Origin of the sequence: Kitasatospora sp. NPDC049258, assembly GCF_040678895.1 — a bacterium.
GTDB lineage: Bacteria > Actinomycetota > Actinomycetes > Streptomycetales > Streptomycetaceae > Kitasatospora.
Window position 1 is genome coordinate 1 of record NZ_JBFAQT010000062.1, and the last position, 23,133, is coordinate 23,133.

A 23,133-nucleotide genomic window follows, 5' to 3' on the forward strand; every position below is an offset into this window, starting at 1 on the left:
ACATGTGTGAGTGGTTTTCTGCCGTGTGCTCATCCGATCTCCACCCGGTCGGCGCCCCGGGGGCCGACGCCGCGGGCCGCGCGGATCGCCCGGCCGACGGCGCGGGCCGCCTCCCGCTGCTGCCAGCGGCTCATCCGGGCGACCAGGGACGGCACCTGGCGCAGTACCTGGTGGACCTCGGCGGAGACGGTCAGCGGCGGCAGTGCGGTTGTGGGCGGCGGGGCTGGAGTCTTTCGCGGGTCCGCCGAAGGCGCAACCAGCCCGGCCCGGGCGGTGGCAGGCCGTGTTGTGGCGGGGCGGTCCGCGCGGGCGCGCGGTACGGACGTTGCGGCTTCGCCGGAACCGTCACCACCCCGGGCGCTCTGCCTGTTCGGAAGATCTTGATAGGGGGATCTTGTTCGTGTCACCGGAACGGGAGGGGTCGCTGTCACCGGATCGAGGGGGGTGCCTGTCACCGGAACGGGAGGGGTCGGCGCGGGCGGGGGATCGGTGAACAGCGGCAGCTGGCCGGGGTCGGCGGGGCCGGTGGGGGCGTCCTCGGCCTGGATGGCCGTGGTGTTGTCGGCGGGGCGTGCCTGCTGGCGGGGCTGCGGGAAGAGGGCGTCCTGGGTGGGGACGCCGGCGATCGGCACCGGGTGGGTGCGGAACCGGTGGGCGCAGCCGTTGTCGCCTTCGCGGCTCACCCAGCCGTCGGCGACCAGGTCGGCGACCGCGGCCCGGGCGGTGTTCTCGGTCAGGGCGCAGTCGGCGGCGATCCGGGCGATCGTCGTCTCCTCGTCCAGGTGCTGGCGCAGGACCAGCAGGCCGTAGACCTTGAACCGGGTGCCGGCCAGGGCGCTGCGGGCGTGCGCGGAGACGCAGACCACGAGGGTGTCGGCGGTGATCGGGGCGACCTGGCGGTCCATGGTGCCCCGGTCCGGGTTGGGGCGGGAGGTGATGACGCCCCGGGCCTCGGCCCTGGCGATGAGGCGGTTCACGCCGCCACGGGACAGGCCGAGCTGGTCGGCGATGGTCTGGTCCGAGGCGAAGCAGGTGCCGGTCTTGCGGGCGTAGTCCTGGACGGTGGCGACCACCCGGATGTAGTCGCCGCTGCTGGTGCGGTCGGCGAGCTCCGAGGCGGGGAAGCGGCTGACGATCGGCCGCAACACGGGGCCGGCCCCGCCGGAGCGGGGCCGGACGGGAGGCGGCCAGGCTGTGGCTGTCGTCGGCCAGGGGCTCCGTCGGGCGGTCGCGGTGCTCACCGGCCGCCGACCGGGCCGGCTCCGGTGGTCCGGTGTCCCGGTGCCCGGTTGCCGGTCCGGGGCCGGGGGACGGCGGCATCGGGGCTGTCGGTCAGCAGGTCGTCGATCGTGCCGAGGCCGTGCGACTGGATGAGCCAGCCTTCCAGGAGGTCGCGGACGGCCGCGCGGGCGGCCGTCCGGTACTCCTGCGGGTTGGATTCCCGGCGGGCGAGCGCGGCGACGGTCCGGGTGTGGCAGTACGTCTCCAGCAGGGCGGCGATCAGCGGTGAGAACGGGGCCGGGAGCAGCCCGAGGTCCTCGCAGGCCCGGGCGGTGCGACGGTGGGTCATCGGGGTCACCTTTCGTTGCTGTCGGGCGGTCAGGCGGCGGGTGTGTGGGGCTGGGGGCGCAGCCAGGCGTCGGCCGGGGCGGCGTCGCCGAGGACGGGGGTGAAGACGGGGGCGAACGGGCCGCGCTCGGTCAGCTGGTCGAGGGTGGTGGCGCCGGCCCGCAGCGCGGTGGTGGCGAGGGCCGGGTCGCTGGCGGCGAGGCTGCGCAGGTCGGCGATCCGCCGCTCGAGGCGGGATTGGGGGGCGCCGGTGAAGACCAGCAGCAGCCGGGGGAAGGCCGGGTAGCGGCTGCGCCAGGCCGGGGCCGTCTGGCGCCGGGCCGGGAGGCGGGTACCGCGGGGGCCGGCGGGCGGCGGGACGAACTGGTGGTAGCAGGCGTAGGCGTGCAGCTTCTGCGCCAGGCGCGCGACGGTCATGGTGGCCCGGTCGATCTCGACGAAGAACGTCAGCAGGGTGCTGGTGCGCTGCGCAGTGTGGACGTAGTTGAGGACGGCGTCGGGGACCAGGGCGAGGTCCTCGCCGGGCCGGGTCTCGTCGCGGTAGTAGTGGGCGGTCTCCGGCGCCCAGTCGAGCGGCCCGCAGTCGTGGCCGAGCTGGCGTGCCCAGGCCACGAACGCGATGCCGGTTTCGACGGTGGCGTGGGTGTGCTCCTGGAGCGGGCCGGCTGCGGCTTCCGGGCTCATCCGGTAGGGGCGGGCCGGGAGCAGGCCGACGACCTCGACCGCGTCGGAGCCCTTGGGGGTGAGCCACCACAGGAGGCTGGTCTGCCCCTCTTCGCGTCGCCCGACCATGTCCACCAGGCCGGCTTTGCGCATGGCGTGGAGCTGGCGGCGCAGGTACTCGGCGCGGGTGTGGTGGGGGGTGACGAGCCGGTGCAGCTGGTCGGTGGAGACCAGGCGGTGCTGGTACAGGACGTTGAGGGCCTGCTGGCCGATCGGGCCGATGCCCTTGGGCGCGGGGTGCGCGTACGGCACGGTGTACCTCTGTTCAGTCGAGGCGGGTGGTGGGATCGCCGGCGCCGCCTCCGTCGGCGGGCAGGCCGAGGTGGTGGACGAGGATCTCGGTGTCGAGGTCCTCGAGGGCGGCGAGGATGTCGGCCACGCGACGGCGCTGCAGGTTGGTGTCGATCGCCCGGTCGAGGCCGGGGACGCCGCCGGGGTTGTCGTAGTGGGCGAAGACGTCCTCGACGGGCAGGCCGCGGACCCGGAACGGGGTGCTGCGCCGGCCGTCCAGGTTGATCGACATGACGTAGTGGTACTTCGGGAGTTCGGTGATGGTCTCCGGCGCGACGTGGCCGTTCCAGCGGCGGGCGACGAACGCGGCCTCGTCGTAGTCCGCGGCGCACGTCGACAGCAGGGACTGGTTCTGCAGCAGGGCCTGCCGGGTGACGGCCGACAGCCGCAGTGCCATCTGCGTCATGCCGACGAACCGCACCTCGTACTTGCGTAGCTGTTCGGCGATCGCGGCCAGGAATCCTTTGCTGGAGGAGTCCAGGGCGGTCAGCTCGTCGCCCCAGGCCCAGAACGTGGCGCGCTCGTCGCGGGGGGTGTCCTGCCGGGACAGGCCCGCGCGGTGCAGGTCGTGGATGAGCAGGCAGGACACGAGCGCGTCGGACTCGGACCCGGAGGGGCAGACGAACACGACCTTGCTCTCGTCCATGGCGGTGCGGACGTCGTAGGCGGAGCGCGGGGAGCCGAAGAACGCCTGCAGCGACCTGCTGGTGTCGAGCCGATCGATGACGTAGGTGACGGTCGGCACCGCATCCTTGGCCAGGGCCGGGAACGTCTTCTCCCAGTAGTCCCGCACCCGCCTGGGGAGCTTCGCGAGCAGCGCCCAGCGCCACTCGTCGTCCGTCAGCCAGGTCCTGATCTGGAAGAGCGTGCACTGCGCCCCGGGGTGGCCGGCGTCGACGGCCTGCAGGTTGAGCAGGGCCAGGGCCTGGGCGGTGCGGGCGAGGATGGTGCGGGCCCGGGGCGCGTGGTCGCCCCAGTCCTGCGCGGCGGCGATGCCCTCGACGACCGAGCGCACGGCGTCCTGCACGTCGGCGAGCGTCCGGCCCTCCATCGACAGCGGGTTCCAGGACACCACCATCCGGTCGTCCTCGGAGCGCGCCAGGTCGATCTCCCAGACCCGGTCGGCGATGTACGGATGCGCCAGGTACGGCTTGGCCCGCACCCAGGCCTCACCGTGCGGGTCGAGGAACCACGTGCCGTACCCGCAGTGCGCCAGCGCGATGCACTGCACCAGCGCGGCCTCCGTCTTGCCGTGCCCGGATTTGCCGAGCGCCAGGCCGAACAGCAGGTCCTTCACCCGGGCCGCGCCGATCCGCTCCACGCCGTCGGGGTAGACGACCGCACCCAGCGGCACCAGGTCCCGCTGGCCGGTGTAGACGGGCAGCGTCGCCGGTGCGGGCGGCACCAGGCCGCCGGAGCGCACGACACCGGGGGCGCTGCACCGCGCGTTGGGCGGCTTGAGGAACCCGGCCAGCTCCGGCACCGTCAGCCACTGCCGCCGCCTGGGCGCGAACTCCCCGCTGGTGAAGCGCCGGTCGAACGCCGCAGCCGCGCGGCGCGAACGCGGCCGGTGCGCCTTCAGGTAGTTCTCGCCGCTGGTGGCCGCGAAGGCGGCGAGCAGCTGGTGCATGCGCTCCAGCGCCGCCTGCGGATGGGCGGCCTCGGCCCGCAGCAGCAGCTGGACGGCGAACACGGCGCTGCCGGGCTCGAACTTGCCGACGCTCTCGCGCACGTCCGTCATCCGGGGCAGCCGCCCGCCCTGCCCGCGGCCGCCGTTGCCACCGGACCAGGCCGCCGAGAACGTCTGGGCCAGGCCCGCCCCCCACGCCCCGCCGGTCAGCCTCTCGCCGTACGCGGACGGGCCGCGCTGCCTGGAGCGGGCCAGCAGCCGACGCCGCCGCCGCGCCAGCCGGCGCTCCGTCACCGGGACCAGGTCCAGCACCACATCGGCCCGCTCGCCGGCCCCGGTGCCCACCGACGCCAGGGCGGTGGCGAGCTGCTGCAGCGGGTCGGGGGTCAGACCGAGCGCGGCGAGGGCCTTGTGGTCGGGCAGGGCCAGGACCAGCTCGGCCCGCTGGACGTAGCGCGCGCGGGGGCTGGTACCGCCTGGAGCGGTGGTCTTCGTGAGGTCGATCGTCGCGGCGGTCATTTGCCGGCCTCGCGAGGTGCGGGGACCGTGAACCGGACCGGCTGGATGCCGGTGCCGGAGTGGGTGGCGCGGACCTCGACCTCGGCGAAGCCAGGCATCGCGAGGATCGCCGCAGCCTGGGCGGGCCCTTCGAGGAAGCACCGCATCTGGCCGCCGTCCGCGCTGTAGCGGATTCGCACGGCCGCACCGCGGACCGGAATCCCGTCGGCGGCGTACCGGACCCGGGCCAGGTGGCGGCCGAACCGGCGCACCTCGCCCTCGCCCGGGTCGAACGTCGCGGTGGGAATGACCTCCACGACGGTGCGGCGGGCGAGCGCAGCCCTGGCCCGGCGGGTGCGGTGACGGACCGCCCAGGCGCAGGCGCCGCCGATCAAGAGACCTGCGGTGCCCGCGTAGGGGGCGGCCTGGGCGGCCCAGTGAACGACGCCGGCGAAGAACTCCGACGCCGGGGCCGGTACGACGGGGTGGTGCAGCACAGCGGCCTCCTGGTCGTGTGGGGAAGAAAGCTCCCTTCACCCGGACCAAGTTCGGCTGGAAGGCCGATTCAGACATCACCCCCCAGTCTTTGCCAAGTCTTTGCCAAAGGCTGCTGTGCGGAGGTCAGCTACGCCTCGGCGCCGACGGGCAGTACACATGGACGGCATCGAGGACACCGTCACGAACGGCGAGCAGGTTGGTCAGGCCCGCGCGAAGCTCATCGTCCTGCGGGGCCTGCCGAAGAACGGCACGGGCATCCTCCGCAGCCGTCACAGCAGCATGGCGCAGCTCCAACAGCGCCTTCCTGCTCCGCCACCACGGCGCACCGGTCGCCGCTCGGAGCCGCCGGGCGACCGCCGCGCTCGGGGCTGCCTGGGAGGGATAGCGATGCCTGACGTGGTCACCGACGTTGGCAAGGATCAAGGCGAGCCGGTCGGCGTGCTGATCCACCATCCGGCAAAGTCGCAGCCGACGTGCCACGTAAGCAGCGACCAGGAGCAGACCAAGGATGCAGGCCGCGCCCGGACCGGCCGACGGCGCGAGGTGGAACAGACCGTCAGGACCGATCCCGTGCGGGAACAGCGCGCGCGCTGCGGCCTGGGCGATGCCGGCGCAGAGTGCACCCCCCGCGGCAGCGAAGACGATGCCCACACCGAGCCGCGTGCCATGGCTCATGGCCAGCAGCGCGGCGAACAGCAGACCCGTCAGACCGATGCCGACGGTCAGTGCAGTGGTCACCATGGCCCCTTCCGATGCTGGAGGGACGCCATTGTGTGCCCCGCCCGTCCCGACCGCCAAGCCGCTGCAGGCCGAGTTCCCGCCCGGCGGGATCTCAGTTTCCGATCACCGTCAGAGCCCCGGGCCGGGACCTGTCCGTCAGGTGGGCGATTCGTACCCCCGGCCGAACCGAGTGCTGCCCGACCAGTCGAAGGCGGTGCATCATGACGGCATGGACGAGCCGACCGAAGAAGAGCTCCAGGACCTGCTACCGGGCGACGACCGATTCGACTGGGATGACGACGAGCACGAGTTCTCGCCGCATTGCTGACCACCGTGCTCCGCCGAACTACACCAGCACGTTGCCTTGGCACCGCGAGCCGGACGCCTCACAGCGTGTCTGCGTTGTCCCACCAGCCGTGGTCTGGTCTGCGCGTTGAACCGTGATGGGGTCCATCGGCACTGCAGGGCTACCGGCCTCAGCCGAAGATCCACCAGACCAATCGGGAAGCCCACATCTGAATGCCACTCAGGCCAAGAATGAATACGGCGGAGGCAGCGAACACGATGCCACGCCGCGTGTAGACGCTGAGCGTCGTCAAGCCGTCCCCGAAACCAGGCGCCCACGGCTGCGGGGCAAGTCGCCTCACACTCCACACCCACAGACCTGCAAGAAGGCCGTAGGTCCCCCCGAGGGCCACCCAAGCCCCAACAGAGTCGTCGGTCGGAATCCACAACCAGGCCGTCACGGCAAGTCCGAGGCCGGTCAGAGTCAGGCCGCCGGTCTCGCCTGCCAGCTCAGTAAGCGATGTGTGCGCGGCGACGAGACGCTGGGGCGTTTGGCCCCGCACCGTCTGCCAGACGTCGATAGCTGGGCCCAAGGTGCTCGTGCCGTACGCCATAGCCAAGACGAAGTCCCAGTAGGAACGCGACATTTCATCTCTCTCGTGTGCGATCTACTCCGGGCAAGGATGTCGTGGACAGGTGCTCACCACCAGGCACCACGCGCGGGCATACGGCCTGACCGGGAAAACGAGAATGGAACGCCCCGGCCAGGCCCGCCATGCCACACATGCCTATTCGCCCACCATCCGCCGGACGGCCAGGACGACGCCCTGGTCGGCGAGCCTGCTCACCCTGACCACGTCCCCGGTGTGGGGCGCCTGCACCAGGAGACCCGCCCCGATGAACATGGCCACGTGCTCCGGGCGGTCGGCCGTGCCGTGGGTGAACACGAGGTCCCCGGGTCGAAGCGCATCGGTTGGCACAGGGGCCCCTTCGGTGACCTGCGTGTATGTCGTGCGGGACAGCTGAACGCCGGCCACCCCGTAGGCGCGCTGCACCAGCGAGGAGCAGTCGCACCGGCCAGCCGGATCGGTCCCGCGCGGGTTCGTGCAACTGCCGCCCCACTGGTAGGGCGTGCCGAGCTGACCCAGCGCCCACCGGATCGCGGTACGCACCGCGACCGGCGCATCCACGGGGATCTCGTAGCCGGCCGGGATGGTGCCCGCCTCGATCGCACCGAAGCCCTCGCCGGCTGCAGTGGCGCAGCCCGGCCGTACCGGCCCCGGCCATCCGGCCGGCGCCGGGGCGGCCGGTGCCGCTGCCGCTGCGCCCAGGGTCGGGGCGATGGCCTGCTGCAGGGCGGCCGCCAGGTTCTCGTGCTGGGCGTACGCGTCGGGGAAGCCGGACTTCTGGACGCGCTGGGCGGCGACGGTGAGCGGCAGCTGCTCCCAGCCGTTCACCGCGGTGAGCGCGGTGTAGAACTTGGTGCTCGCGTAGGGGGGGTCGAGGATCTGTTCGCGGGTGCCCCAGCCCTGGGAGGGGCGCTGCTGGAAAAGGCCGAGGGAGTCGCGGTCGCCGCCGGGAAGGTTGCGCAGCCCGGACTCCTGCAGCGCGGTGGCCAGCGCGATGACCTGGCCGCGGGCCGGGATCCGCAGCTGGACGCCGGTGGCCACGATGATCTTTGCGTTGGGGATCTGCTCGGCCGGCGCGGACAGTCCGGGGACCTGGACGTCGCTGCTGGTGCCGGCCAGGGCTGCACGTACCTGCTTGGCGAGGCGCGCGGTGTCGGTGTTGGTGCTGCCGGGTCCGGCGGGGCAGCGGGCCTGGGCCCGCCGGGCCGCTTGGGCCTGGTCGTCGGCCAGGCCCGCGGCGTGCGCCGCGATCGCCGCCAGCAGGACGAGAGCTGTCACGACCAGCAGGAAGCCGGCGGCGATCCACCGGGTTCGCCTGCTCACCGGCGGCGCCTGGGCGGTGTGCGGCGTACCGGCCGGTCGAGGCGTTGGCGCAGCCGTTGTTGCTGCGCGGAAGCGGCCGGCTGGACCGGAACTTGCCGGACGCGGGACGGCGGAGCGGTTGGCCTGGGCGGGTGCGCGGGCCTCGGTGGGAACACCGGGCGCGTTGGGTGCGCCGGATGGGGCGGGGCCGCCGGTCCGGGGCGACGGCGGTTCGATGTGGGCGCGGGCCGCCCGGCCGGGCGGGCGGGACGTCCGGCGCCGTGGCCGCCGGGCCGGTGCGCGCCACCTTGGCCGGAGGCGATGCGGGACAGCAGCGCGGTCGCGCCGACCGACTGGGGCATGGCATAGCCGATTGCGGCCAGCGGATTGCCCCGGGCGAGCGCGACACTGGCCGCTGCGGTGCGCACCAGGCCGCGGGTGATCTGTGGGCGTTTGCCCGCGGCGGCGGAGACCGGTGTGCTGACGATGCTGCCGTGGGTGCCGCCGACCCGGCCCGCGGCCATCTTCGCCCGGAAGTTCGCCGAGACCTGCCGGGAGCGGTCGGCGAGGGTCTTGCGCTTCTTGACGGCGGCGATGCACACGAGGTCGACGGCGAGGAACCGTAGCGTCAGCTCCCGGCCCCAGTCGGTCTGGACGGGGTCCAGGACGGCCTGGATGACGACGATGAAGATGGCCAGGGCGATGACGCTGGCGAGCATCTGCCCGAGCGAGCGCAGTACGGAGGCGCACCAGTCCCACAGGAACGTCCGGCCCGCGCCCGGGACCGTGCCGACGACCAGGGCGGCTTCGCCGCGGACCGCGTCCCAGGCGATGCGGCACTGGGCGACGAGGAAGGACCCGGCGAGCGCGGAGATGAGGACGGTGACGATGACGGCGGCGACCAGGAGGAACAGTGCGCCGCCGACCTTGTCGAGGCTGGCCTTCTTCGCGGCGCCCGCGTCGCCCGGCACGCACTTCTTCTCGAACGCCTCCATGGGCGGATCGCCGAAGTGGTCGACCGCCCAGCGGCTGCTCAGGTCGATCTGCCAGTCGTACCAGGAGGAGACCATCTCACCGCCCGGAAGGTAGTCGGCCAGGTGCGTGACCTTCTTGAGCTTGTTGGTCTGGGCGTTCATTGCCCGGTCGAAGGCGAGCTGCTGCAGCTTGCTCTCCGAGTACATGCGGGCGCAGTCGCCGTCGAAGGTCCGCCCGTACTGCAGCAGCATCGCGGGCTGGACGATGAAGGCGTCGGTGAGCGCGTCGGTGAGCGGCCGCGCCAGGCTGCCGCTGGTGGCCTCGGCGGCGGGGGCGCCCGTCGCGGCCCCGGTGGGGTCGGTCTCCAGGACGATCGCGGCGACCTCCAGGGCGAGCCCGCGGGTGACCGCGATCGCCCCGTGGTCCTCACCCATCAGCGTGGTCGGTGTGGACGCGAGCAGCGTGGTCGTCAGCGCGGCCAGCAGGATCGACAGGGCCGCGTCGCCCCAGCCGCGCGCCTTGTCGCCGAAGAAGATCCGTGCCACGCACATCAGCGCGCACACCGCCAGGAACAGCGACGGCAGTCCCATCTGGACGATGACGCGGGCGTGCAGGGAGTCGGCCACGGACAGCACCGGCTTCAGCAGCAGCTTCGCCAGGCCGAAGCTGAGCGCCCAGGAGATCAGCCAGCAGCAGAACGCGATCAGCCACTTGGTGCCCATGAAGCACAGCTCGGCCAGCAGGTTCTCCACGCCCAGGTCCCAGTCGAGCGCACCGCCGGTGTCGCTGCCCACCGTGTACGCCGAGATCGGCATCCCGCCCCGGTCGGTGACGTTGAAGACCCCGAGCACACCGCCCTCGTCCGGCAGCAGCTTGCGCAGCTCCTCGGTCCGCCGGTCCAGTAGCGCCTGCTGCTGCGCCTCGGTGAGCTTCTCCGACTGCTCGCGCAGGATCTCCTGGATCTGGTCCTGCTCCTGCGGGCTCGGCGCCACCGGGCCGGCCGCCGGCGAGGTGGCGGGGCTCGGCGTAGGCGTCGGGTCGGCATACGCGGGCAGCGACGTCAGCAGCGTGAAGGCGGTGGCCGCGAGCGCAGCGATGACCAGGGCCAGGCGCAGGCGCGCCGGACCCAGCAGCCCCAGCTGCGCCCACCGGCGGCGCAGGCCGTTCACGCGGCGGCTCCGAGGCCGCCGGGGGTGGTGTGGATGGCGCGGGCCACCGCCTCGTCGAAGGGGATCAGCACCTTCATCAGGCCGATCCGTCCCGCCAGGTCGCGGTAGAGGCACTCGCCGGCCCGGTCGGTCTTCTCCTCGTCGGGCAGGTCGATCGGGGACAGTCCGCCGGTGACCAGGTCCAGCAGGCCTCCGTCGTCGCCGTCCACTCCGAGGAAGGTCAGGGCGCGCTCGGCGAGGGCGCGGGTGGTCTGGCGGAAGACCATCCGGTGCGGGATCAGACCGCGGATGACCGCGCCCTTCTCGCTGTCGGCCGGCCCGATGTCGTAGGGGTCGTGGGAGCCGACGTAGGCGGCCGCGTTGTGCTTGCGGCCGTCGCGCATCAGCTCCAGCAGCAGGTCCAGGCCCTCGTCGCTGCTGGTGAGCCACCAGCACTCGTCGAAGACCGCGACGCCGAACTCGCGCGGGTCCTTCATCACCGTCTCGCGGGCGACCGCGGCGATCAGATACATGATCGCCCGGCCCAGTACCTTCTCGAACTCCAGACGCTCGATGCGGTGCTCGGATGCCAGTTCGGCCTTCTTCGGCAGCTGCAGGGCGTTGACGGCGAAGACCACGGCGTCGGCGCGGCGGGTGTCGACGACCGGCAGGGTCTCGTCGAACACCACCTTCGACAGGTCCTTGCGGGCGACCGCCGCCAGCTTCCGGGCCAGGGTGCGGGCCGCGGGGTCGTCCTCGCCGCGGGCGGCGAGCTCCGCGCCCAGCGCCCTCATCGAGGGTGCCGGGCGCTCCACGACGGCCTGGACCGCCTCCGACAGGGCAACGCCCTCGAGGTCCATCGGGCGCACCCCGAGCAGCAGCGTCAGGAAGCTCTCGCAGAACCGGGCCGCGACCTTCGGACTGTCCTCCACGAACAGGCGCAGCGGATCGAGGCTGACCTCACTGTCCTGGCCGATGCGGATGACCTGGGTGGTGCCGGGGCAGGCCTTGGCGAAGCGCACCCACTCCTCCTCCTTGGTACGGTCCACGACCACCGCCCGCCCCCGCGATCCGGGCCGGCCCGCCATCCGGCCGCGGGCCAGCACGTTGAACACCGCGGCCTTCATGGCGACCGACTTCCCGGCGCCCAGCTCACCCAGGAACGCCATCGACGCGCTCGCGTCCTTCCGCGGTCCCCGGGCCGGGTCGACCAGCACCGGCCGGGCACCGCCCGAGGCCAGCTGCAGCCCGAACAGGGCGCCGCGCTCGTCACCGAGCTGGGAGCCGCACCACGGCATCGCCATCGCGAAGTCCCGCGCGAGCAGGATCTGGGCGTAGCCGAGCATCACCCGCGGCGTCCGGCACCCGGGCAGCATCGCCTGCCACAGCGCCACCTGCTCACCGACCGGCCGGGCGAAGGTGTACTCGGTGGCACCGAAGTCGGACGCCAGGGCGGCAGCCCGGTCCTGGGCGTCGTCCGGGGTGTCCCCCCACACAGCGAGGGTGACCATCGCGCGGATCTCGACCTCACGGGCCGAGGCGGTGAGACGCTCCCTAAACTCGTCGTTGTCCGCCGCGTACTTCTCCACCGACGCCGGCGGACCGGCCGGATCACCCTCGTACTCGGCGGCCTGCGCCTGCAGATGCCTGGCCCGCCGACGGGTCTTCGCCTCGGCCTTGTGCCCCGCGGTGACCACCAGCCGGGCACTCCAGTCGACCGGGTAGGCGAGATCGTCCAGCTGCTGCAGGTACGCCGCACCCGGCAGCGCGAACGCTTCCGGCATCTCGGACAGGGCGAGCAGCGCCTGGTAGGAGTCACCCCACTCGCCGGCCACCTGCAGGAAACGCCGCGTGAACGGGTTGCCGGGCAGCGCACGCCGCCCGCCGAAGTCGGCGCCGCCCTCGGCGAGCACCACCTCCCCCAGAGCCGCGATGGTCCGCCCGCGGCCGCGCACCGCCCGCTCGGTGCCGTCCGGCAGCAGCGGCTCGGTGAGCCCGCGCCGGGCGCTGTGCCCGTAGATCCACAGAATCTCGGCCTCGCTCGCCGGCCGCATCGCCACCCCCGACGGCCACCCGGCCTGCATCCGCCGCGCCTGCTCGCTGCGCCGCTCGACCTCGGCCACGCTCACCGGGGCGGGCAGCAGCCCGAGCTGCAGCTCCAGCTCGGCCTTCGCGGCCGACACGAGAGAGGTCGCGTAGTCCTTGTGCGACAGTGCGGGCAGCGGCACGGCGAGCCAGTCGGTGCGGCCGGTGAGTTCCATCTCCTCCAGCCGGTCCAGCACCGTGTGGCCGAGCTGCTCGTAGCGGGGGCTGGCCTCCAGGTCGACGTCGGCGACCATCGCGCGGACCACCGCGGCGGGATCGACCTGCGGGCACAGGCTCAGCAGCATCGGCTCGCCGACCAGGGACCGGAACAGCGCCTCCAGTGCCTGCAGCCGCGCCTTCTTCGCGGCGGACGGGGCGTGCGAGTAGTTCGCGGCCGTCACCCGCCACAGCGCCCAGCAGGTTCCGTGCGTCGTCCAGATGACGTTGCCTTCGATGTGACGGATCGGCAGTCTCAATTCTCAGTCCCCCAGGTGAGCGCGACGGGCGAGCAGGGCCTGCACCCCGGAGGAGACCGGGGCGCCGGCGGGCGCAGCATGCCGGACAGCGGCCGGCGGCGCATCGGCGGCAGGCACGGCTGGTGCGGAGCGGCCGTGCGGCATCTCGCCGACCGCGACGTCCGGGTACGGCGGGCCCACGGTGACCAGGGCGCCGCCAGCCATCGGACGGCCTGGGCGCAGGGGCCGGCCGTGCAGGCGGCCCGAGCGCGGCGCGACGAGCATCATGGCGATGCTGGTGGCCGCCGCCGCCGGATTGCGGCCGTCGATGTGCAGGTGCCGCAGCGCGAACGCCGCGCCGAACGGCGCGCCGACCACCACCGCGGCGTCCACCCACCCGTGCCCGCCCCACACCGGACGTGTCACCACGAGCAGGACAACCGTGGCGACCATCGCCGCCAGCTGCGTGATCGTGTACGGGCCGCCCACCAGCCGCAGGTTGCGTCCGTCGCCACCGCGGACCACCCCGACCACCAGCGGGCTGCGACGGGCCTTGGTGTAGCAGCGCCCCACCAAGTCGCCGCGGCTGCCGCCGTCCCATCCGGCCACCTCGGCGCTCACCGGTCGCCCTGCTGCGCGGACGCGGGACCGTCGTAGTGCGTGATGTCCTGCGTGGTCTTGTCCTTGAGCAGTGACATGTTGGCCGCCCCGCCCCAGACGACAGCGGCCAGGATGACCGCCATGATCGTCGGCCCCGGGGCCTTGGTCCTCCAACCGACGACCAGGACGAACAGGCCGCACAGCACGGGGATGCCGACGTCGAAGATCAAGCTCTTGATGTCGTTGCCGATCCCCGTGCCGGTGGAGATCCAGCCCGCGGTGGCAAGAACGGTGTCGTGCATGACGAACAACTCCTTCGTGATGAAACAAAGTCAGGCAGGTCAGGCGAGCTGGGAGAAGCAGGGTCAGGGACCGTCGGCCGGAGCCCCGGCAGCTGGCGCCTCGGCGGGAGCGCCGTCGACTGCGGCGATCTCCCAGCGGCCGGCCCGGGCGCGCACCGTGAGCGCGTACGCCAGCGGGGCCCGCACCAGGTCGCGGCCCACCGCACGCAGCACCACCAGCAGCCGCACCCGCGTACCGTCGCCCGGCACCGCCATCGCCGGATCACCTCCCCGCTCGCCCTCGACGGCCAGCTGGTCGACGACCACCGCGCTGTACGGCGCAGGACTGATCGCGGACACCTGCGTGCCCGGTGCGAGGTACCGATCCAGCTCCCCCGCACCGGTGAGATACGCCCCAAGGAACGCCGAGACGGCCTGCGTCAACGGATCACCCGGCAGCGCCGGCCGCCGCGGCCCGTACACCAGGCCCGGCGCCGCGATCCGCGGCGGCGCGGACACCTCGGCCGGCATCGAAAGCGCCACATACCCCGTCACCCCGCCACCGGCTGCGCCCGTCCCCACCGGCACCTGGAAGTAGCGCACCGCCGCAGCGGCCCTCCCGCCCGGACCACCCTCCCCGCCCGGCGACGACGCGACCGCCGCCGTCCCCGAGCCCGAAGCGGCGACGACGCGGGCAGCCACCGTCACCGACCACACATCCCGGTCGGTCTGACGCAACCGCACCACCGCCAGCTGCTCCCCGCTGCGCCGGCCGGGCGCACCCTCGAGGCGGATGTCGGCGGCGCCCGGGTAGTAGGCGGCGAGCTTGGCCTGGTCGCCGTCGCCCGCGCTGATGTAGGCCGCTACGAAAAGCTGGGCGAACCCGGCCGCGCCCTGGGCACCGACGGCCGGCGCGCTCACTGCGGGCTGCGGCTGTGCCGGGCCCGCCGTCGCTGGTGCCAGGTAGAGCGCGGTGCCGCCGAGCAGCGGACCGAGGGCGAGCAGGACCCATGCGGCCCGCCGGAGCACCGCCGAGGCGTTGGCGGACGCGCCCGTCGACCAGGACCAGCCCCCGACCTCGCCGTTCCCCTCGTCGGCCGCCCACTGCGACTCGGCCTCCTGCGCGTCCTGCCGACGTCTCGGCCATGTCGTCACACCGCACCGCCGGTCGGGCGGACGTGGTGGCCGGCGAGCTCGGCGATCCGCTTCTGCAGCTGTGCTTCGGGCCGCTGCTGCAGGGCGCGCAGTGAGGTGAGGACGGCGGCCACGTCCTGGTCGAGGAAGGCCCGCAGCCGGTCGTGGGTGTCGGTGTCGAAGGGGTGGTGGACAAGGGCGGCCCCGAGCTGGATGAGGAGGCGCTGGGCGCGGGTGACGCGCTCCTCGTCGGCGTCCAGGCGCACAGCGCCGGTCACGGTCGGCATGAGTAGTTCCTTCCGATGGGTTAAGCGGAGGATTGAGGTGTCGGCCCGGGACGACGAGCCGTCACCGGCTCCTCGAGCGCGGGAGACGGGGGTTATCGCGACGCCGTGGCGGCGCGCCGGTACACGCTGTCTGCGCTGTCCGGAACGGGGCTGGACGGCCTCGGCCGCTGGGTGGCCGCCGAGCGCACGGTGTGCGAGAGGAGGTCCCAGGCATCGAGGGTGGAGAGGTGGTCCGCGCCAAGGACGACGGCGCTGGTGCTGACGAGGTCGGCTGCGCGGGCCTGCGCGATCAACGGCATGCCCTCGGCGAGGGCGGCGCGGACAGCGTCGTACTCCTGGCGGTACCAGCGCGGCGGCGCCCGCCACAGAGCGGCGGCCGACTTGTCCGCCCCCGGCGCCGAAGCGGCCACATCTGGTCCGGCCGGGGCCGAACGCCAGACCAGGGCCTCCTCCGGAACGCTCCGCAGGCGGCGGTGCAGTATGCGGGAAGTGCGGCAGGCCAGCGGCACCGGCCACAGGACGACCACGGTTGCCCAGACCACGGCGGCGGCCACGCTCGCGCCCGGGCCGGTGCCGATCTCCGGGCGCTGAATGCGGAACCAGGTGCTGCTGAGCCCGGTACAGGTCAGGTAGGCCAGTCCGAGAACGAGGTAGCCGAGCGCGCCGAGCAGGAGAAGGCGCTCATCGGCGCTCACGGGTAGGCCGGGCAGGGCAGGCGGGAAAGGCATCGGTGAGTCTCCTCGGTCGGTCCGGGACGGGTGGTCAGGCTGCGGTCGGCTGCAGCGAGGTCCTCAAGGCGCGCACCGCGCGGGAGCGCCGCCGCTGCCAGGCGCCCGCGCTGGTGCCAGCCGCAGCGGCGGCCCGGACATCCGGGACAGGGACGGCGGTGTAGTGCCAGGCGATGGCCCGGCCGTCGGCCGGCGTGAGAGTGCCGGCCTCCATCGCGTCCAGCAGCAGCTCCAGCAGTTCCAGCCGGGCGCGATCCATCTCCTGCTCGCCGGAGGTGACCGGGCGCAGGCCGGCGGCATCGGCGGCGTCACGGACGGCGTGGGCATGAACGTGGTCGGCCGGGCCGGAGGCCGGGTCGACCTGGTCGTCGGCGGGGAGCGGCACGCCGAGCGGCTCACGGTCGGCGGCGAGGTCACGGCAGACCTGGTGCAGTGTGTCGAGAACGAGGTTCGCGGCCGGTCGGCCGGGCCGGGTGTGGATGCGTCCGGAGCACGCGGTCTCGTAGAGCGCCGCGACCACCACGTCTGCGACGTCGTCGAAGGTGCGGCCGCCGAACGGCCGGACCTGGCCGCGGACCATCCGGACCGCTGCCGGCACCATCGCCTGCACCACAATCCGGGCAGCCAGAGCGGCTGCCCGCCCGCGGCCACCCGCCCGCAGCAGCAGAGCGCGCAGCACGGAATCGGCGAGAGCGTCGGACAACATCCCCGTGCCCGGACGCAGAGCGGCCAGCACCTGCTCGGGACCGAGTGCATTCGTCCAGGAACCAGCCGCCTCGGCGACCTCGACAGCCAGGTGATCGGCCGCCAGCCACCCCGCCACCGCAGCCCGCACGGAGGCGTCCCCGCACAGCACCGCCCAGTCGGTATCCAGACGATCGAAGACCCCGCCGGCCTTCCGGACGGGACGCGACAGCTCGACCACGGCACAACTCCTCTCGGATCTCGTGCCGTGAACTCTCCTCACCAGGGCATGCCCAGCCGCTTGCCCAATCCCCGAAAAGACCAGGTCACAGGCTTGCCCATCACGAAATCCGGCAGGGCAAGCACCCTGGGCAAGCCGACGCCGCCTGGGCAAGCCACCACCCCGCCGCCCGCCGTCGCCCAGCCCCACCCCTTCGCACCCCGCCAACCAGCCGGACGAGCCCACGTCCATCGGCATCCGCCCCCGGGTGCACAGCCCGGCCCGACGCTGCGCCGCTCACCCCTGCGGTTCGCGGTGCCGACGGACCCGGCCGGGTCGACGCCCGCCAGAGAGGAGGGGTTGCTTTCATAGGGGGCTGAAGGGTTGTCTGGATGGTTGGCTGCAGGGGTGTACCGGGCGTTGCACCGGGAGTTGCAGCCCACCTCTCGGCTGCGCGGGTGTCGCACCAGGTCAGGCCCTGCGGGCAAGCCCGCCCCACGTGCCGACACCTCTTCCCACGCGATAGCCGTGGAAGAGGACCTGCACCGGAACCGGCCGTGATGCGGCGCCAGGCCCGACGCCCCACCCCGCTGTTCTCCTCGAACCCTGATGGGCCGGCCCACAGCCACCGCAGACGGTCCCGCCACTGGGGATGCGCACCGCGGCCGTTGCCGGCCCGGCCGGTCTGTACGACCGGCAGCGGGGCGGGTGCGAACAGGAGTTCCAGCGCGCGTCGTATCCCGCGCTACGATCCCGATCATGCAAAACGACGCGCGAGGCAATGAAGCACCCGAGAATTTCGACGCGCGGGGAAACGGTGAGACGACCGGATGTCCGGAGTGTGGGAAGGAGCTGCGCTCCAGCGGACCTGGCCGACCGCAGCTCTACTGCGGCCGTGGCTGCTCCTCGAAGGCCTACCGCAGGCGGCGCGCAGAGGCGCAGCAGAGTGTGGTCGCCGACGCCCTGATTGCCTCGCGCGTCGAAACGCCAGGCGCTCCGGATGGCAACCGGGCGGAGCTTCTCGTGCTCGGCCGGGGCGCCGAGCAGCTCGCAGCGCACTACCTTGATGCCCTCCGGGGCGCCTCCGAGGCCCGGGCTGACCAGGCGCTCCGCTCGCTGGAGCGAGGCCTGGAAGCGCTGATGCGGAGGATGATGAGCGAGGCTCGATCCCTGCGTCCGGCCCTGGTAGCCGAGCGTGAAGCGATCGCGCCCGTGTCTGCCGGCACCGTCGCGGAAGCCCCTCCGGTCGAACCTCCGCGCGCCGAAACCCTGAGCGAGCCGGGCCCCCCCATTGCCTCGCGCATCGAATCTTCAGGTGGGCCGAGGGCCTCAATACCCTCGCGCGTCGAAATCGTGTCGGGAGAGGAATCGGCCACCTCACTGCGGGTTTCGACGCGCGTCGAAGTGTCCGGTGGCTCCCCGGCTCGGATGCCGCAGCAACCCACTGAGCCTTCCGCTGACCCAACGCCGCCCCAGGATCACCAGGAGACGCCGCCTGTGCAGGACGGTGAGCCCCGACTGGCGCTCGCTGCCGAGTTCGGCGCGCTCTCGCCTGCCGTCCGCGGCCTTGGCCGGACCGCCCAGTCGTGGGACATGGGTGGTGGCCTGGTCCTCACCGGCTGGTCAGGAGTCCACCACATCTACGGTATCGAGCGTGCGGATGGCCGGGTCCTCGGCTGGGTCCAGGACGGCGCTGACGGCCTGACCAACGCCTGGGCCGTCTTCGTTGACGGCCGCGCCGTCATCGACGCCGAGGACGGCCAGCCACTCTTGTCCCCCCGCCCTCAGGACGGTGTCAGCCTGCTCCGCCTTGCCCTCCAACAGCGGGTCCTCTAATACAAGACGGCAGATCAGAAGGCTTGCCCACGCGACGCCCAGCCTGGGCAAGCCCACCACGGGCAAGCCTCCTCCCCTCAGGGCAAGCTGGGCAACCTGCAGAGGCTGGGACGGTCGGCGCCTACCGGCCGGGCGAGGGGCCATTCATGGCGGCGAGCAGGTGAGCGTGGACCGCAGCGGCGACTTCCCGGGTGGCCGGGTCCGGGTCTTCCATCTGACCAGCGATCAGCGCGGCGGCTGCGGCGAGGACCGGGACCGGCACAGTCGCGGTGCGAAGGTGTGCGAGCTGGGCGGCGGCCTGTTCGCCGGGCGTTGCCAGGGTGCTGCGGGTGGGGATCAAGGAGCCGATGCCGCGCGGCTGGGTGCTGGTCACCCGGGTCATTCTCCCGCCTGCCGCGCGGGGGTGATCACCATGGCCGGTCGGCACCGGCCTCGGCGGGCAGGTGGCCGTGGTGGTGACGGGCGACGGCTTCGCGCAGCGCCTGGAGGCCTGGCGCCACCGGACGTCCTCGGTCCGCCCGGTGTCGGCGGCCGACGTGGGCAGCGGCCGATCCTGCGCGGCCGTGGTGACCTCGGCGCCGAGAGCACCGATCGCCTGCTGCCACTGGTCGAGTCCGATGAGCAGGTTGCGCACCAGTTGGTCGACGACGGTAGGGCCGCCGGGCGATCGCCTCGGCCACCCGCTCCAACAGCCGACCGTGGTCCTCCCCGCCGTGGCGGCCGGCCGGACATATTGCCGGTGCTACCTGTACGAGCGCATCGAGTGAATCGGCTGGCCGACAGCCAATGTGGCCGTCGGCCAGCCCGGGCAGTGGCCCGGATGTGTGGCCGTCAGATTCGCTGGATCCACCACACGATCAGGCCTGCCACGGCCGTGCCGCCGGCAGCAGCGAGCGCTCGTACTGCGCTGAAGAGAGCCGCCGTCGCCAACCGCCGCACCGTCCGCTGCACGTTCGGTGTCATCAGAAACCCCCGGTCAGATCCTCCGACCCAGTGCCGAAGCGATATGCCAAGCGTCTGCTGAGCGGCACCCGGACACCTCGAACTGCGGGCGGGGCGGGCAGGTTCGGCGGTACTGTGCAGCTTGCCGCGCCGCCCGCCCTTGCCCGCTGCGGGCGTAGCGGGCATCACGATGGAGGAACCTGCCATCGCAACGTCAGATGTCCGCCGTCGACTCCACAGCGAGCTCTCTGCACTCAAGGCTGCAGCGGACGCCAAACGGCGTGAGGACGGCCACCGCCCACTGTCCCAGGACGACATCGAGTCGGTGCTGCGGAAGCCGCCCTACAACATCGACGGCTTCCGGGGCCAACGGGTCAGCGACTGGATTCCGGTTGATCCTCAGCGCGCCCAGGCACCTTCCAGCGACAGCGAGGAGGCATTGTGGGCACTTGTTCGTCTTTGGGGTGAGACCGCCGGTCGGCGACCCGGCTCACGCCGATACTGGGCGAAGCTTGCAGAAGAGGCACGAGAGTCCCCGGCCATCGAGTCAGCAGGCACCCGCAGCACACCACCCCGAACCGGTGCCGGAGAACAGCTACGCACTGCGCCCGCCGAGCCGGCGGAGATCCTGGACTACGACCTCAGCCGTCTCGGACCAGCCGAATTCACGCGCCTTGTGAGGCTGCTCGTTGCCAAGGAATTCGGCTTTGCCGAAGCGCCGGACTCACCCGACGTCAGCTTCCGCCGCAGCACGAGCACCACGGGCCGCCGGGCCGGACACCTTGAATGGAACGGGAATGGGCGCCTTCACATCCTGCACCGCAAAGACTCTGGGGACGACGCCGAACTGTGGATCACGCAGCAGGTCGCAGACAACGTCTCGGGACGATCTTCACAGCGACTGAAGATCCCCTATGTGCTCGTCTGCATCAACATCCCCAAGCCCGAGCCTCTGGACTACGAGGCGATCCTCTTGGAGATCGACGAGAGCGATCCCGAGTCCGAAAGCTCCCCCCAGGCACGTGTAGCCAAGGCCCTCAAGTACCAGCACAGCCGGATCCAAGCCCGTGACATCGGCCGCGAAGCCCTCTGCGTCTGGTACCGCGACGACATCCTCGCGCTACTACACACACAGCCTGAAATCCGCAGGCTCTATGTCGGCTTCATCGCCCCGGACGACGCCCTCACCCACGTTGAAGCTGCCATCGGTGAGCCGACCGTCAGGGACACTGCCGCGCTCGTCCGTTCCCACACTGCCCTTGAGCTGCTCTCCGACCAGTGGGTCCGCCTTGGGCAGGCTGGAGCTGAAGGCGATCACCAGAAGCTCAGCCTCGGACCCGTCGCCGTCGACCTCGAGGCTGAAACTGAATCTGCTAACCCCGAGCAGACCGTCCGATCCGCCCGGTACATCATCGAGCGCGGGGACCACCTGCTCCGCCCATCGCAGCGAAAAGGCACGGGACTGCGGAACATCGCAGTCATCGGCGGCCCCGGCCAGGGCAAGAGCACCCTGGGCCAGCTGGTCTGCCAGGCATACCGTGCCGCACTGCTGGGGGACGACGTCGAGGAACTACTGCCCGCAGCCACTCGCTCGGTCCTCCGCGCATTGCACGGGGACCTTCGCACTGCAGGGCTTCCTCTGCCCCGCGTCAGGCGATGGCCCATCCGGGTCGCGCTCCACGACTTCGCGAACCACATTGCAGGTGGGGGCGATAGCAGCCTCCTGCGATACCTGGCGTTGAAGGTCGGCCGACGGCTGTCAGGAACCCTTACGGACTGGCACCTCGAACAGTGGCTCGGAACGTGGCCTTGGATCCTCGTCCTCGATGGACTCGACGAGGTGGCGTCACCCGACCGCCGTGAGGAAGTCTTGACCAGCGTCGCAGAGTTCCTCTTCCACGTGAGGCGCATGGACGCGGACCACCTGGTGCTTGCCACCACCAGGCCTCAGGGATACCGCGGAGAGTTCCACGAAGGGGACTTCGAACCGCTGAGACTGGTCAGACTCTCGCCCGACAGTGCCCGCCAGTACGCCGTAAGGCTCGCACATGCCCGGCACCGCGACGACCCGGACATGAGGGAGAGCGTGGTCGAGCGGTTCGTCGAGGCATCCCGCCAGCCGAACACCGCCCGGCTGATGGCCTCGCCGCTGCAGGTGACCATCATGGCCCTGCTGGTAGAGAAACGGGCCCGGATGCCGCAGAACCGCTTCGAACTCTTCGACGCTTACTACTCCACCATCTATGCACGCGAGATCGACAAGCCAGGAGAGACGGGCCAGCTGCTGTCCCAGTACCGCGGCCACATCGACTGGCTCCACCAACATGTCGGCCTGGTCCTGCAATCCCGCGCGCCCGCGGGCGGCGAGCTCGACTCACTCATGCCGGAGAGCGAACTGCGCGAACGCTCGTACGCCCGCCTGCTGGAGGAGACCGAAGAACCCACTCTCGCCAACCGACTAGCTAGTGAACTCCTCAAGGCGGCCACCGACCGTCTCGTCCTGCTCGTGTCTCCCGAAGCCGACCACATTGGATTCGAGGTCAGAAGCCTGCAGGAGTTCATGGCCGCCAAAGCATTGATCTCCGGACCAGAAGCCGACATCTTGCCCCGCCTCCAAAGCCTCGCTGCGGACGAGTCCTGGCACAACACCTGGTTGCTTGCTGCGGCAGGCATCTTCACGCACCGACCGCACCTGAGGGACGCGCTGCTTCTGAGCCTGCGGGCAGCCGACATGCAGGACAGCGTCGCCATGGCGCTTCTGCCCGGAGCGCGACTCGCAGTCGACCTCGTTGACGACGACCTGGCGGCCCCGCATCCGCGGCACCACAGACTCCTGGTTGCGCATGCTGCCGACATTCTTCAACGACCGCCGCGACCGACCCTCAGAATCTGTGCCGACATCCTCGGCCAGGCTGCTGCGCGGTCCTCTACCAGCCGAGAAATACTTGAGCAGGCCGTCAGGAAGGCCATCAGTGCTCGGGACGTCCGCCTCGTCACTGGCCTGCGCTTCCTTACCTACTGGGCGCTCCACCCGCATCGAATGATCGCTACACAGGCGGAGAAGCTCCTCGACAAAAGCCTCGATGCTCTTCGCCCCGATGAGCGGGCGGCCGTCAGCCTGATGACAATTCGCAGCAAGGTGCCCGTTCCAGGTCTCGCCGAGCCAGTTCCCACTTATGGCGAGAGCCGGCCGCTCGCCGATGTTCTCGCTGAGACGCTGCAGCGGCACCTCAGCGCTGGGCAGATGCCGGCCGAGCTTCATCTCCGACACGTCCTCCACCTCCAGATCTGCGGAGTGGACCTGCGCTCTCTCAACGCGGCCGAACCCAGGCCCGCATACAGCCCGGGTCTGGCGGAAGCCCTCGCGGAGGCCATCGACGAACTGCCCCTGAGCTCCTGGCACCTTGCAATGGGGCTTTCCGACTGGCTCCACGCCATGGTGACGATGCGGTCCGGCAACCCCGAGGCTCCCCTCGTCGAGGGGATCAGCTGACCCTGCACACCACGTGGCTTCGGTGCGGCTCTGGGTGGTGCAGGCGTTCTTCATGATGGTCCCGGCCGGCTGGGCGTCCGCCCCAGGCGGCGAGGGCGACAGGCCGATGGCCTGCCACCG

General features: G+C 71.9%; 19 protein-coding genes. 2 read left to right on the forward strand and 17 right to left on the reverse strand.

The genetic code is table 11. From position 1 onward, the window contains the following. Positions 1-29: 29 nt before the first annotated feature. From AB0K43_RS29985 to AB0K43_RS30060, 16 genes are all read right to left on the reverse strand, one after another. Positions 30-1,148 carry a hypothetical protein gene (locus AB0K43_RS29985; RefSeq protein ID WP_363645295.1) on the reverse strand — a complete coding sequence of 373 codons (1,119 nt, stop codon included), beginning with the start codon at positions 1,146-1,148 and terminating at the stop codon, positions 30-32. Positions 1,149-1,237: 89 nt separating this feature from the next. After that, the gene (locus tag AB0K43_RS29990; RefSeq protein ID WP_363645297.1) at positions 1,238-1,570 is read right to left on the reverse strand and encodes a hypothetical protein; all 333 of its coding nucleotides are present in this window, start codon (positions 1,568-1,570) and stop codon (positions 1,238-1,240) included. A 29-nt stretch (positions 1,571-1,599) separates the two neighbouring features. Next, positions 1,600-2,544, reverse strand: a complete 945-nt coding sequence (locus AB0K43_RS29995; protein ID WP_363645299.1) for a replication-relaxation family protein — start codon at positions 2,542-2,544, stop codon at positions 1,600-1,602. Positions 2,545-2,557: 13 nt separating this feature from the next. Further along, complete coding sequence (locus AB0K43_RS30000) at positions 2,558-4,732, reverse strand: ATP/GTP-binding protein (protein WP_363645301.1); 2,175 nt, start codon at positions 4,730-4,732, stop codon at positions 2,558-2,560. Continuing rightward, positions 4,729-5,208, reverse strand: a complete 480-nt coding sequence (locus AB0K43_RS30005; RefSeq protein WP_363645302.1) for a hypothetical protein — start codon at positions 5,206-5,208, stop codon at positions 4,729-4,731. The genes AB0K43_RS30000 and AB0K43_RS30005 overlap by 4 nt, the downstream gene beginning before the upstream one ends. Positions 5,209-5,332: 124 nt before the next feature. Further along, positions 5,333-5,947, reverse strand: a complete 615-nt coding sequence (locus AB0K43_RS30010; protein ID WP_363645303.1) for a hypothetical protein — start codon at positions 5,945-5,947, stop codon at positions 5,333-5,335. 458 nt (positions 5,948-6,405) lie between these two features. Then, positions 6,406-6,861: a hypothetical protein gene (locus tag AB0K43_RS30015; protein ID WP_363645305.1), complete on the reverse strand. Its 456-nt coding sequence runs from the start codon at positions 6,859-6,861 to the stop codon at positions 6,406-6,408. Positions 6,862-7,002: 141 nt separating this feature from the next. Next, positions 7,003-8,166 (reverse strand): C40 family peptidase, encoded by a 1,164-nt coding sequence (locus tag AB0K43_RS30020; protein WP_363645307.1) that lies wholly within the window; start codon positions 8,164-8,166, stop codon positions 7,003-7,005. Next, complete coding sequence (locus tag AB0K43_RS30025) at positions 8,163-10,289, reverse strand: hypothetical protein (protein WP_363645309.1); 2,127 nt, start codon at positions 10,287-10,289, stop codon at positions 8,163-8,165. The genes AB0K43_RS30020 and AB0K43_RS30025 overlap by 4 nt, the downstream gene beginning before the upstream one ends. After that, the gene (locus AB0K43_RS30030) at positions 10,286-12,829 is read right to left on the reverse strand and encodes an ATP-binding protein (RefSeq protein WP_363645311.1); all 2,544 of its coding nucleotides are present in this window, start codon (positions 12,827-12,829) and stop codon (positions 10,286-10,288) included. Before AB0K43_RS30030 ends, AB0K43_RS30025 begins: the two co-directional genes overlap by 4 nt. Positions 12,830-12,832: 3 nt before the next feature. Beyond that, a complete protein-coding gene (locus tag AB0K43_RS30035) occupies positions 12,833-13,429 on the reverse strand; it encodes a hypothetical protein (RefSeq protein WP_363645313.1) in 597 nt (198 codons plus the stop codon). Further along, on the reverse strand, positions 13,426-13,710 hold the full coding sequence (locus tag AB0K43_RS30040) for a hypothetical protein (protein ID WP_363645315.1): 285 nt from the start codon (positions 13,708-13,710) through the stop codon (positions 13,426-13,428). The genes AB0K43_RS30035 and AB0K43_RS30040 overlap by 4 nt, the downstream gene beginning before the upstream one ends. Positions 13,711-13,773: 63 nt before the next feature. Further along, complete coding sequence (locus tag AB0K43_RS30045; RefSeq protein ID WP_363645317.1) at positions 13,774-14,844, reverse strand: conjugal transfer protein; 1,071 nt, start codon at positions 14,842-14,844, stop codon at positions 13,774-13,776. Beyond that, positions 14,841-15,110 carry a hypothetical protein gene (locus AB0K43_RS30050; protein ID WP_363645319.1) on the reverse strand — a complete coding sequence of 90 codons (270 nt, stop codon included), beginning with the start codon at positions 15,108-15,110 and terminating at the stop codon, positions 14,841-14,843. The genes AB0K43_RS30045 and AB0K43_RS30050 overlap by 4 nt, the downstream gene beginning before the upstream one ends. Positions 15,111-15,202: 92 nt before the next feature. Next, a complete protein-coding gene (locus AB0K43_RS30055) occupies positions 15,203-15,838 on the reverse strand; it encodes a hypothetical protein (protein WP_363645321.1) in 636 nt (211 codons plus the stop codon). Between the two features lie 34 nt (positions 15,839-15,872). Continuing rightward, the gene (locus AB0K43_RS30060; protein WP_363645323.1) at positions 15,873-16,763 is read right to left on the reverse strand and encodes a hypothetical protein; all 891 of its coding nucleotides are present in this window, start codon (positions 16,761-16,763) and stop codon (positions 15,873-15,875) included. Positions 16,764-17,501: 738 nt separating this feature from the next. Between AB0K43_RS30060 and AB0K43_RS30065 the strand changes: the two genes are divergently transcribed. Further along, the gene (locus tag AB0K43_RS30065) at positions 17,502-18,578 is read left to right on the forward strand and encodes a hypothetical protein (protein WP_363645325.1); all 1,077 of its coding nucleotides are present in this window, start codon (positions 17,502-17,504) and stop codon (positions 18,576-18,578) included. A gap of 121 nt (positions 18,579-18,699) precedes the next feature. On the opposite strand, the gene AB0K43_RS30070 is transcribed toward AB0K43_RS30065, so the two are convergent. Beyond that, on the reverse strand, positions 18,700-19,212 hold the full coding sequence (locus tag AB0K43_RS30070) for a hypothetical protein (RefSeq protein ID WP_363645327.1): 513 nt from the start codon (positions 19,210-19,212) through the stop codon (positions 18,700-18,702). A 498-nt stretch (positions 19,213-19,710) separates the two neighbouring features. Between AB0K43_RS30070 and AB0K43_RS30075 the strand changes: the two genes are divergently transcribed. Beyond that, complete coding sequence (locus AB0K43_RS30075; RefSeq protein ID WP_363645329.1) at positions 19,711-23,013, forward strand: hypothetical protein; 3,303 nt, start codon at positions 19,711-19,713, stop codon at positions 23,011-23,013. Positions 23,014-23,133: the final 120 nt, after the last annotated feature.